The sequence below is a fragment of the Paenibacillus sp. FSL H7-0942 genome, assembly GCF_045040715.1.
GTDB lineage: Bacteria > Bacillota > Bacilli > Paenibacillales > Paenibacillaceae > Paenibacillus > Paenibacillus amylolyticus.
This window is the reverse complement of record NZ_CP150279.1, coordinates 3,271,436-3,284,114: the sequence shown is the minus strand read 5'-3', so window position 1 is coordinate 3,284,114 and position 12,679 is coordinate 3,271,436. Positions and strand designations below refer to the sequence as shown.

The 12,679-nt window shown below is 43.7% G+C and carries 10 protein-coding genes; 3 read left to right on the top strand and 7 right to left on the bottom strand.

Annotation, left to right across the window (positions count from 1 at the left end):
* Positions 1 to 59: 59 nt before the first annotated feature.
* Positions 60 to 416 (bottom strand): MerR family transcriptional regulator, encoded by a 357-nt coding sequence (locus MHI48_RS14730; protein WP_076327623.1) that lies wholly within the window; start codon positions 414 to 416, stop codon positions 60 to 62.
* A gap of 111 nt (positions 417 to 527) precedes the next feature.
* Here MHI48_RS14730 and MHI48_RS14725 point away from each other — a divergent pair, with 111 nt between their 5' ends.
* Entirely contained in the window at positions 528 to 1,301 is a 774-nt protein-coding gene (locus MHI48_RS14725; RefSeq protein ID WP_282321465.1) for an SDR family oxidoreductase, read from the top strand.
* A 185-nt stretch (positions 1,302 to 1,486) separates the two neighbouring features.
* Here MHI48_RS14725 and nspC read toward each other — a convergent pair whose 3' ends face one another.
* The 4 genes from nspC to MHI48_RS14705 form a co-directional block, all read right to left on the bottom strand.
* On the bottom strand, positions 1,487 to 2,614 hold the full coding sequence (gene nspC / locus MHI48_RS14720) for a carboxynorspermidine decarboxylase (RefSeq protein WP_340904533.1): 1,128 nt from the start codon (positions 2,612 to 2,614) through the stop codon (positions 1,487 to 1,489).
* Between the two features lies 1 nt (position 2,615).
* Positions 2,616 to 3,854, bottom strand: coding sequence for a saccharopine dehydrogenase family protein (locus tag MHI48_RS14715; protein WP_036616010.1), 1,239 nt, complete (start codon positions 3,852 to 3,854; stop codon positions 2,616 to 2,618).
* A 937-nt stretch (positions 3,855 to 4,791) separates the two neighbouring features.
* Entirely contained in the window at positions 4,792 to 6,051 is a 1,260-nt protein-coding gene (locus tag MHI48_RS14710; RefSeq protein ID WP_405144468.1) for a cytochrome P450, read from the bottom strand.
* Between the two features lie 216 nt (positions 6,052 to 6,267).
* Positions 6,268 to 7,161: a TetR/AcrR family transcriptional regulator gene (locus MHI48_RS14705; protein ID WP_405144466.1), complete on the bottom strand. Its 894-nt coding sequence runs from the start codon at positions 7,159 to 7,161 to the stop codon at positions 6,268 to 6,270.
* A 236-nt stretch (positions 7,162 to 7,397) separates the two neighbouring features.
* Here MHI48_RS14705 and MHI48_RS14700 point away from each other — a divergent pair, with 236 nt between their 5' ends.
* Entirely contained in the window at positions 7,398 to 8,045 is a 648-nt protein-coding gene (locus tag MHI48_RS14700) for a TetR/AcrR family transcriptional regulator (protein WP_076253018.1), read from the top strand.
* 19 nt (positions 8,046 to 8,064) lie between these two features.
* Positions 8,065 to 10,389, top strand: coding sequence for an MMPL family transporter (locus MHI48_RS14695; RefSeq protein WP_405144464.1), 2,325 nt, complete (start codon positions 8,065 to 8,067; stop codon positions 10,387 to 10,389).
* 107 nt (positions 10,390 to 10,496) lie between these two features.
* Here MHI48_RS14695 and MHI48_RS14690 read toward each other — a convergent pair whose 3' ends face one another.
* On the bottom strand, positions 10,497 to 11,252 hold the full coding sequence (locus MHI48_RS14690) for a gamma-glutamyl-gamma-aminobutyrate hydrolase family protein (protein ID WP_405144462.1): 756 nt from the start codon (positions 11,250 to 11,252) through the stop codon (positions 10,497 to 10,499).
* 212 nt (positions 11,253 to 11,464) lie between these two features.
* Positions 11,465 to 12,664, bottom strand: a complete 1,200-nt coding sequence (locus MHI48_RS14685) for an MFS transporter (protein WP_405144460.1) — start codon at positions 12,662 to 12,664, stop codon at positions 11,465 to 11,467.
* Positions 12,665 to 12,679: the final 15 nt, after the last annotated feature.

Sequence of the window (12,679 nt, the reverse complement as noted above, 5' to 3'; positions counted from 1 at the left end):
AAACAGTCTATAATAAAAATCACTGTTTTGGCAATAGATCGTCATTTGTGTGTGTTAGTTCATTGTCCGATGAGCGTTCGATACGACGAAATTTTATGCTCAAGCATCTCATCTGCTGTGTGAAGTATGTGCATCTGTTTTTGAATCGACTCTTTATGCTCCTCCAGTAGCTTCAAACGATCCCCCGCCGTATGCTCCCCTTCCTGAAACAAGGACGCATATTTCTTAATAATAGCAATGGGCATTTGAGTCTCTTTTAATTTGATTACAAATTGCAGCCACTTCAGGTGTGACTCGTTGTATCGCCTGTCTCCACTGGCATCTCGGAGAGGAGTTACAATCTGTTCCTTCTCATAATAACGCAACGTATGTGCACTGATATGGAGTAATTCTGCCACTTCACCAATGGTATGCATGGTTAACCTCCCCTCCATTTTCCCGCTTGACTTAGAGTAAGCTCTAATCAGTATAATCAACTCGTGGTCACATCACAATAAAAAATGAAATCAGATCCAGGAGGAATTCCCATGAAATATACAGTGATTACCGGTGCCAGTTCAGGCATTGGATATGAAGCGGCTTTAGCTTTTGCAACTCGTGGCAAAAATATAATTCTGGCAGCGCGCAGAACCGATGAATTGAACAAGTTAAAAGCAAAAGTAGCTGAAATCAATCCTGCTCTGGATGTTGTCATTCGTACAGTGGATTTGTCCATTGCCGCTAATGTGCATGAATTCTATGAGAGTCTTCAGGCTTACTCCATTGAGACGTGGATTAACAACGCCGGATTCGGAAATTTTGCTTCCGTGGGCGAACAACATCTGCCCAAGATTGAACAGATGCTTCATCTAAATATAGAAGCTCTTACGATTCTTTCTTCCCTGTATGTACGTGATTATGCAGATGTTGATGGCACACAGATCATTAATATCTCCTCTGGTGGTGGATATACGATTGTAGCCGATGCAGTAACCTACTGCGCAACCAAGTTCTATGTAAGTGCCTTTACGGAAGGACTTGCGCAAGAGTTAAAAGGTAAGAACGCAGCGATGCAAGCCAAAGTTCTCGCACCGGCTGCAACCGAGACTGAGTTTGCGAAACATTCCTTTAATGTAGACGAGTTTGAATATGAAGGCAGAGTTCCCAAGTTCCATACGGCGGAACAAATGGCTGGATTTTTGCTAGAGTTGTATGACAGTGAAAGTGTAGTCGGCATTGTGGATGGGTTGACGTATGATTTTGAACTAAGAGAACCGATTTTTCCCTACGCTGCACGAGCAGCCTCTAAACCGAAAAATTAACCCGAAAACTGAAGTCGAAGCTAAGTCGGCTCAATACCGGTAAACATTCACCTAACCCGGCTAATAAACATCATTAAATCTAATCGTTAAACTTCAGTTAACGTTAAAAAGGGAACCTGTCTCCAGGTTCCCTTTTTTGTATTTATTTTCAATTCTATATTAATACTTACTATATTATGAAGTAATTATGCCAGCCTCATTTTGAAATCCTGATATCCGAATTCGCGAACAACTTCGCAATCGCCGTCTTTTCTTTTGACTGCAATCGCTGGAAGCGGCATGCCATTAAACGTATTGGTTTTCACCATGGAGTAAATCGCCATGTCCTCGAATACCAGACGGTCGCCTTCTTGCAAAGGCTGATCGAATGAATAATCCCCAATCACGTCACCGGATAGACAGGTTTGTCCACCTAGGCGATACAGATGAGCCTTCTCACCCACTTCTCCCGAACCGATCAGCGGCGGGCGATATGGCATTTCCAGCACATCCGGCATATGACACGTAGCTGAAGTATCCAGAATAGCGATGTCCATACCGTTTTTATGGAAGTCCAGCACAGAGGTCACCAGATAACCCGCGTTCAGCGCAACAGCTTCTCCCGGCTCTAGATATACTTCCAGGCCATAATCGTTCTGCATACGTTTGATGCATGCTTCCAGTCTTGGAATATCATAATCTTCACGTGTGATATGGTGCCCACCGCCGAAGTTGATCCATTCCATCTGAGGCAACCATTGTCCGAACTTCTCGACAACTGCATTCAGCGTAGTCTCCAGATCGTCGGAATTTTGCTGACACAGTGTGTGGAAGTGCAGTCCAGAGACACCTTCCAACAGGTCTTCATCGAAATCCTCCAGTTTCGCGCCAAAACGCGAACCCGGAGAACACGGATCGTAGATCTCATGTCCTTCTTGGGTGGAGCATTCAGGGTTGACGCGCAAGCCGACCTTACGGCCAGCTTGAAGCGCCTTATCCTTGAATTTTGCAAGCTGTGAAAATGAGTTGAAAATAATGTGGTCGCAGATAGAGATAATCTCGTCGATCTCTTCTGCACGATATGCTGGAGCAAAGACATGATTCTCTTTGCCCATTTCCTCATGGCCCAGACGCGCTTCATACAAACCGCTCGCCGTTGCACCGCTCAGGTATTCTCCAATCAGCGGATACATCGCAGTCATGGAGAATGCTTTTTGAGCCAGTACGATTTTGGCACCTGTACGCTGCATAACACCGTTCAGGATTTTCAGGTTTTTCTCAATAAGCGCCTCGTCAACAACAAAACATGGTGTCGGTAATTGCTCGAACCGCATTTTAGCGAACAAGCTCCGATTCTTTAACTTCTTCTGGCAGCTCATCAACGAGTACCGGGTTGAAGTCTTCTACCCATGGGAGGCCCCATTTGTTCAACTCTTCCATGAATGGATCTGGGTTGAACTCTTCTACATTATATACGCCTGGTTTGTTCCATTTGCCTGTCATGACCATTGCTGCACCGATCATTGCTGGAACGCCTGTTGTGTAAGAGATCGCTTGGGAACCCACTTCTTTATAACACTCTTGGTGATCACAGATATTGTAAACATAATATGTTTTGTCTTTGCCGTCTTTTTTACCTTTGAAAATACAACCGATGTTTGTTTTACCTACAGTACGTGGTCCAAGGGATGCTGGATCAGGCAGTACTGCTTTCAGGAATTGCAGTGGAATAATTTGTTTACCTTCATATTCAATAGGCTCGATTGAAGTCATGCCTACATTTTCAAGAGCTTTCAAGTGAGTCAGGTAGCTTTGGCCAAATGTCATGAAGAAACGGATACGTTTCAGACCTGGCATGTTTTTTGCCAAAGATTCCAGTTCCTCATGATACAACAGGTACATGTCTTTCTCGCCAACTTCTTTGAAGTCGTAGACACGTTTGATTTCCATCGGCTTCGTTTCGATCCATTCACCATTTTCCCAATATTTTCCGTTCGCAGATACTTCGCGAATGTTGATCTCAGGGTTGAAGTTGGTTGCGAACGGATAGCCATGGTCGCCGCCATTGCAGTCCAGAATGTCGATGTACTCAATTTCGTCAAAGTAGTGCTTCAGGGCATAAGCGGAGAATACGCCAGTCACACCTGGGTCAAATCCACTACCGAGCAATGCAGTGATGCCTGCTTGTTCAAAACGCTCTTTGTAATCCCATTGCCAGCTGTATTCAAACTTCGCTGTATCATGTGGCTCATAGTTAGCTGTGTCCATGTAATTTGTTTTAGTTGCAAGACAAGCATCCATGATTGTCAGATCTTGATATGGCAAAGCGAGGTTCATAACGATATCCGGTTTAACTTCGTTGATCAGAGCGATCAGTTCGTCAACATTGTCAGCATCAACTTGTGCTGTTGTAATTTTTGTTTTTCCGCCGTCCAGCTTGGCTTTGAGTTCATCACACTTTGATTTTGTACGACTCGCGATGCAGATTTCCTCAAAAACTTCGCTGTTTTGAACGCATTTGTGTACTGCCACGGAAGCAACGCCGCCGGCGCCGATGATTAGTGCTTTTCCCATTTTACATTCTCCTATCCCAATATGTATTTTTTTAAAATTGGTTTAATACGGTGACAACAAGACAACAAAAAAAGCAAGGTGAAAAATGCTCGCAATCGCGCATCATCACACTTGCTTATCGATATACATCATAAAAAAGACGTGAAGTCTCCATGACCAAAAAAGTTCACAAGAACTCCTTTGGCGGAAAGCTTCTTCATGTATATCAATATTGGATCAGAGTCTATATAGCAAATAATTCGCCTTTACCACTCTTATTGACCGTTTCACAAGTTGATGTGCAATTGCACTGGTTGTAAAGTAACCAACTTATAAAATTTGAGCTTTGAACTCAATCAATAAAGCAACATAAGTTGCCAATCGGCGTTTGACCCGGCTGTCCGTATGGCCTTAACTTCCTGATGAAGTGGTCAAAATTATCTGCTGGAAAGCTCTAATTCATATTGATAAATTAACTTCCCAAAATCACAGGTCTTACACTATCAGACGTCGAAAAAAAAATCAAGCAATAATTTAAAATTAATTTTTTGACCTGATTACGCGTTGGAAAGAAATTGATATCCTTCGAATACTTTCAAGCCTTCTGCACTCAGTAATTCCCCCACTACTCAGGCTTTTGAGGACTTTTCTCAAATACTTCTTCACACGAGATCATGATGTTACCACCAGCAATTTCCGCTAATTGATCATGAGCCGAATGGTTCGTTTCCTTCTTTGCGAGCTTGCAGAGCAATCTCAATGGCTTTATGCATAAAAAGTTCATCTTTATTCATAAGGTTTACCTCTACAACAAAATTTATGTACTCAATTTTATGTTTTTGCTTTAAGCATGTTCACTCCATGAAATGCTTCTTGTTCATCCCATTCTATCATCTATACAAATAAAGAGTATGACGATAATTCGTCATACTCCAATGGGTCGTACTAAGTTTATCTATTAAAATTTCACAGGCAATGCTGCCAATCCCTGTGATGACAAAGCAGAGTGCCAATGAATCTCTTCCTGAGGAATACTGAGCTGAATATCCGGTAGCCGACGTAAAAGCGTAGTAAACGCCACGTCCCCTTCTACACGAGCAAGCGGAGCGCCAAGACACATATGAATGCCGTGTCCAAAGGACAAATGCCGTTTTATTTTGCGTTCGATATCCAACTCTTCGGGGTCAGTGAACTGCTGCTCGTCCCGATTCGCTGATTTCAGAAGGGGAATCACAACATCTCCCTTTTGAATCAATTGTCCATCCAACTCCGTGTCCTGCGTTGCATAACGAGGACCTGAGGAAGTCGCGGGTCCGTTATATCGTAGCAACTCCTCCACCGCAGAAGGAACCAGGTTCAGATCTTGTTTCAGTTGTTCCAGTTGTTCGGGATGGGTCAGAAGAAGATAAGAACCAGTTGCAATCAGATTGGAAGTTGTCTCATGTCCGGCAAATATCAATAACGTGATCATGGATATTAATTCATCTTCATTCAGTCGATCCCCCTCTTCCTCAATCGCAATCAATTGACTGATGAGGTCATCAGAAGGTTCTACTCGTTTGTTCGCCACAAGCTGTGAGGTGTACTCTGCAAATGATCGCAAGTGCTGCGCTACGGCAGGGTCCTGTTTACCAAAACCAAGACCTTTTGCAATGGCTTCAGACCATACATGGATCTGAGGTCGGTCTTCCTGAGGTATACCCAACATCTCGGAAATAACGTTGATTGGGAAAGGATAGGCATAGTCTTTTACAAGATCCATCTCTCCTTTACCTTCGAATTGGTCAATCAACTCATCGGCAATTTCCTGGACGCGTGGACGCAGGCTTTCCATATATCTTGGCGTGAACGCTTTGGAAACCAGGCTACGCAGTCTTCGGTGATCCGGTTCATCAACAAAGAGCATCGACTTTCCGGTAAAAAAGGTCTGGGGTTCCGATGAACCAAGCTCACCTGAGAGATTCTTTCGAATATCATTGCCACTATCAATAGAGTTCATATCTACCGTAAATCGAGAGTGATCTTTCAGCACTTCCATGGCGACGTCCATCCGAGTTACAATCCAGGTTTGCCCTGCTCCACCCATTGGATTAGGAATAGGGACAACGGAACCTTTGGCACGCATCTGTGCAAACATGGCAAATGGATCTTTACTATTTTCTTCGCTAAACAAATTAAATTCTACTTTTTCTGATGTCTGGTTATTCGAGTTATTCATATAAATCTTCCTTTCGAAGTGAAGTTATTCAAATCTATGGAAATATATGTTCATTCCGATTATATACTACTCGTATATTTAATTTCAAATATCATAGTTTAAACAGCAAAAAACAACTGTTATAACAACATTTTATTAATATACTCATAGTATATTAATAAAAACTACGGGCATAAAAAAGCAAAAAAAGAGGTCGGCTACGAGCCAACCCCCATATTAATTACGTTGCTTCACTAGTTCCAAATACCACCAACAGGCTTCGGTCAGTCTATTGGCTTCAGATTGAAACGTACTGGATTTGTACTCTTTGTGAAACGCTTGAAGCACCACTTCGATTACAGGAATATTTAAATCCTCTTGATCTTGTAATAGCGCTAAGAGCCCCTTCGAAAGTTGCTTGAATGATGCAGATTCCTTGGATTTTTGTACACGGTTGTTGAACTCATCCAATTCGATCAATATATTATCGATGTCCAGACCCATATCATGGTTACGCTCATCGGCATTCAGGAAATAGAGAGACTGAAAGTCGAAAATGTGTTCATTTCTCTGGTGCATTGTTCTTAGGATCACTTCAATGTACGTTAATACTTTGGGAACCACTTCGCTCCATACCGGTTTTTGCGTATTTAGACTTCTTGATGTGTTGGCAATCTGATGTAATATGCCGTAGCACAATATGGCCCCTTCGTTGGCATATAAGCTAATATCGTTCCCGTACACCTGAATCAAGCGTGTGGACAGCCATTTTAGGTGAATTGTAGCCAGTTTGGCTGAGTTGATCTCCCCGGAATAAAAACCCGTCCAATATAATTCCCATACTCGCTCTTTATTAGGTACAGACATAGGAATCGCAATCTGATCTACGAGCAGGTCATAATCCGATGTATAGTGATTTTGTTCAAGCTCTTTACGAATGAAAACATCCTCTTGCATACGCTGATCAATAATAGAATATAAACAGTCTTCTTTTGAACTGAAGAATTTGTAGAATGTGCCTTTGGATACACCCGATTGATCCAAGATCATCTGGATTGTTGTATTTGCATAACTATGCTCTAAAAATAGTGCAAGTGCTGTTTCCAATAAACTTTGTTTACGACTACTCATATCTCGTTATCGCCCCAAGTTTTTCTATTGATTTTAACATTCATTCCTCAGGAGTTGAAGCATTGATTCGCAGTATAGCTGTCATATAAAATAATTGCACAATGAGTAAATTTGCACAATGGGCAACTTGTTTGTTATGATAAACCTCACAAAGTGCATATTCAGTAAGTGTGCTCTTCTTAAAAGAATTAAACCATAGTCATTGGTGTTGGAGGTGAACGCATAAGCGGAGAATAATGATCAAACGAAACTTGCGACATTTGAAGAAAGAAGCAACTGAAAAAGCACTTGCTAGTGCTGCATTTGAACTTACCCTTGAACATGGGCTTGATGGCTTTACGGTCGAAGATATCGTGCATCAGGTGGGTTGTTCCCGCAGAACATTTGCAAACTACTTCACATGTAAAGAAGAAGCCGTAGCAAGAGGCGCAATATCCGTTCAGAATACAACGGAACTCGAAGAGTTACTTACCGAATTGCCCGACAACGTCTCCTTGCTTGACGTACTGTATAACCTGATCAAGATGCAGCTTACAACAGAACTAATAGGAAGACTTCATCAGCTACTATCGCTATCCCAGACCTATCCCGTGCTTGAACCGCATTACCTTGGAGCCATGCACCGGATGCAGACGCAGGCACAAGATACCTTATTAGACTTATCTAACGGGAAGTATGACGAGATCTATACTTATCTTTTGATCAACGCACTATATGGAACAATACTGCCATTAATTGATGGAAGACTCAATGTGTTACTACCCGGACAAGTCATTACTGAAGATACCAAGCCCGGTGTTTTAACATTCGATCAATTTTTGGAAACCACGTTTAATCATTTACGGGCAGGATTTGAACATGCCAACCATCCACATTCATCATAGAGGAGTGTAAAATAGAGAAATGTCTACATTATTATACAGAGTGGGGAAAACCGCTTTTAGCAAACCTGCCTATTTCATCATTGGCTGGGTTTTAATTCTGGGAATTGTCATCTCCATGATCAGCATCAATGGTATTCACATCAGTTCCGAAATGAAGATTGAAGGCACAGAGTCACAGAAGGTTCTGGATCAATTGGCAAAAGAACTGCCTGCCGCCTCCGGCGGTCAAGGAAGTGTTGTCTTCAAAGCTCCAGACAACGAGCGTTTGGATACGCCTGAACGTTTGGCGGCCATGATGAAAGGTGTAAATGAAGTTTACGGATTAGACAAAGTCATTAACCCTGCGGACTATGCAGCTGAAGCGGGTAATTCGGGTGCTCAGGCGGAGATGGCTCAGAATGCTCAGGCTACTGATATGGCGCAATCCGCAACAACCACGCCTCCTCCCTATGGACCTTTGATGGTGGATGGTGTTCCTGTACCTGGAATGCTGATCTCTTCGGACGGCAGCATTGCACTGTTCCAATTCCAATTTACAATTGAACAGTCTGCCATAACACAGGATGTATTTGATTCCGTTATTCAATCTGTTATGACGGTAGAGCAAGGAACCAATATTAAGGTGCTGCCGGGCGAAACTCTCAAAACGGTATCGATTGGAGTCGGCTCGGCAGAGATTGTTGGACTGGTCATTGCTATCATTGTATTGCTGATCACCCTTGGCTCCGTTGTTGCAGCAGGTCTACCTCTGATCACTGCACTCCTCGGAGTTGCCATTGGAGTTGGTGGTGCGTTCTCCATCTCCAAATTCATTGAAATGCCTAGTGTCACTTCCGTTCTAGCTCTAATGGTTGGATTGGCTGTTGGAATCGACTATGCGCTCTTCATTGTTAATCGCCAACGTCGAATGATCATTGATCAAGGCTTGAGCGCAAAAGAAGCAACGGCCAGAGCCATTGGTACATCGGGCAGCGCAGTATTTTTTGCCGGATTAACCGTCATTATTGCACTGTGCGGTATGCTTGTCATCGGTCTTACATTCTTGTCTACGATGGCTTTGGTCGCAGCTGCCACCGTACTCATCAACGTATTTGTTGCTTTAACCCTGTTGCCGGCTTTACTGGGATTGGTAGGAGAACGCATCTGTTCCGCCAAAGCTCGTGAGAAAAGCGCGAAACATCCTAAAGCCACTAACCACGGAGTCGCGAACAGATGGGTGAAATTCGTTATCAAAAATCGTTGGGCTACCATTATCGCCATCATCGTCATTCTTGGTTTTGCCGCGACACCTATCGCGAAAATGGAAATGGGTATCCCCGGAGCTTCCTCAGCGAATCTGGATACAACTGCAAGACAAAGTTACGATGCCATCTCCGAAGGTTTCGGAGAAGGATTCAACGGACCCCTTATTCTGGTCGCAGAGCCTAATCAGTCTTCCGCAAAAGTTACACCAGAACTCTTGGGTGGTCTGGTGATGGAACTCCAAGGTCAGAATAACGTTGCACAAGTCACACCGCTTGGGATGACAGAAGATTTAGCTATTTTCAGTCTCATTCCAAAAACGGGTCCAAACGATAATCTCACTAAAACACTGGTCACTGATCTACGCGCGGCTGATTCCCGCATCGCACAGACCTATGATGTGAAACTCGGAGTTACTGGACTCACAGCTGTTAACATCGATATGTCAGCCAAACTGGCGCAGGTGTTCCCTATCTATGTAGGCATCATCATCCTGTTGTCACTGATCATTCTGTTACTCGTATTCCGTTCGATCATCGTTCCCATCAAAGCAACAATTGGCTTCCTGCTTAGTATCCTGGCTACATTCGGGATCACCACTGCTGTATTCCAATGGGGCTGGCTGCACTCGCTCTTTGGTTTCGATACAGGTGGCCCGCTGCTGAGCTTTATGCCAATCATCGTGACAGGTATCCTGTATGGCCTGGCGATGGACTATCAAGTCTTCCTTGTGAGCTCCATGCGGGAATCCTATGTGCATGGTCATCGCGGGACCGAATCCGTTGTTCATGGGTACAATCAGGTAAGTCGCGTGGTTGTTGCCGCAGCAGTGATTATGGTCTCTGTATTTGCAGGATTTATATTCACTGACGATGTCATGATCAAACAGATTGGTTTCACTTTGGCGGTAGGCATTCTGATTGATGCTTTCATCATCCGTATGGGCTTGGTCCCTGCCATCATGGCTATTTTCGGAGACAAAGCTTGGGCACTTCCAAAATGGCTGGATCGCATTCTGCCAAACCTGGATGTTGAAGGCGAGAAGCTGATTGCTTCCCTGAATGCTGAAGAGCATGCCAACACGAAGTCTGGATTAAAATAATCCTGCCAATAGAACGGTGATACCATGATTACTATTACGACTATATTCACCAATACAAAGACCTCCTCTGTTTTTATAAACAGGAGGTCTTTTTTCTTTTTCACATTTTATGCGGTGATGTCTTCAATATGGATAGTATAGCGTGGGGATTTAGCAGCATTAACAAACGCCGCAAATAACTTCTGACTGTAGTCATCTACTTTGTAGCTGTACTCTGGATGCCACTGCACAGCCACAACAAACGAGCGGTTTGGCATGACCACGGATTCAACGAGTCCATCTTCAGCGACGGCCACGGCAGTTAACTTATCCGATAACATCTTGATTCCCTGATGGTGGTAGCTGTTCACTTTTATCGTATCTGTTTGCAAGATATCGTATAGGATATTATTTTCCTCAATATGTACATCATGTACGAGATTCGTATACGGCGGACTTTGCTTATGATTAACGATCTTGTTCCCATGAAGTTGAAGGCTAGTTGGAATGTCTTGATATAACGTCCCACCCAACATAACGTTAAATAGCTGTAGTCCACGGCATATGCCAAAGGCAGGTTTATCAAGCTCAATTACCTTTTGTAATAATATCGACTCCATCATATCGCGTTCAATACACAACTCTCCACAGGTAACCTCAGCATGCTCATGATACAGCTCAGGATTGAGATCATGTCCCCCGGTGAACAGGAACCCATCGAACTGATTAACCAGCGTTTCTATGATCTCGGTATCCGTTGTCAAAGGAAGCATAATTGGAATCCCACCTGCTCCTTCTATGGCGTTCATATAATCTGGAAGCATCCAGTAACTTTTTTTGTCAATATCGTACAAAGGCAGAACACCGATCATCGGCTTTTTCATGGGTTCCCCTCCTATCTTTTCATTCATTTTATCAGATCTCTTCATATACAAATTCACTGAATTATTGCATTTTCCTACCTTTACAATCTGTGAACCCGTTACATCCGGAGTGTTGGAAAAATAAAAACAAACAAAGCCGCATAACAGCGACTTTGTTTGTAGTTCATATACCATATATACGCATTCATGTGTTTGTCTAGACAGCATCTCATCTAAGCTGCTTTTACAGTGGTTACTTCGTCTGAGTTCACTTGGATAGAACGCTGGCATATCAGGGTAACGACAAAAGCCAGCAAGGCAAGCATCACAGCAACTGGAGGCACCCACTGGAGACCACCCATATTAACGGCAATTCCCCCGACACCAGAGCCTAGCGCTATACCTACATTGGCCGCCACAGGCAGGAGTGTAGATGCAAATGCTTTGGAACCCGGCGCGATCGATCCTGACACATCAAACAAATATAACTGGGATGCCGCGCTCATGGAGGATGACAGACATCCAATCAGGAATAGAAATGCCAAGCCGAGCCACACATTAGAAACGGTAAAACTCATGCCAAGGAACAGGATGGCTTGGATGACGAAAAGCCGCTTGAGCTTGGGCAGGAAGTCACCCCTGGCTATTTTGGCACCAATCCAGTTACTCAGGATGCTGCAGGCGCCATAGATCAGGAGTATGGCACTAATCCATTGTACTGGCACACCCATCGTCTCACTCAGGAGTGGCGTAATGTACGTAAAAACGACGAAAATACAGCTGTTTCCCAGTACAGGGATCAGACAGGCCAGCAATATCCGTGGTTTTAAAAAGAGAGACATCTGATCACTGAACGAACCTGCAATCGTTGTTGTTTGGCGTGGCAGAATACGGAACATGAACACCAGCGGCACAACACCTATGCATGCCGTAACAACAAACGTCATGGACCAGCTCAGATGTTGTCCGATAAATGTACCGAGCGGAACACCTAGCACATTAGCGATTGAAAATCCGCCCAGAATCCAGGCGATAGCTTCCCCTCTTCGCTCCCGGTTCACTGCGTCGCTTACGATCGAGATCGAAAGCGATATTGTAAGTCCACAAGCAACGGCCGACACGATGCGAATGGCCATCAACGAATAAAACGTTGTTGAGAACACGGTTAATAGATTTAATGCTAACACGATTGCAAATCCAATCAATATGGAACTTCTTCTGGATATTTTGGCCAAGAAGGCTACGGCAAATGGTGTACCGACTGCGTATGCAATCGCAAAACCGGAGACAAGCATCCCCGCGGCAGCAAGTGATACTTTCATGTAACTTTCAATTTCCTTCAACACACCCACGATAACATACTCGGTTGTTCCCAGTACAAAGCTAACAAGCGTAAGCGTTAAAATAAGTAGGTTCTCTCTATTTCTAGTCATAAATCAATACTCACT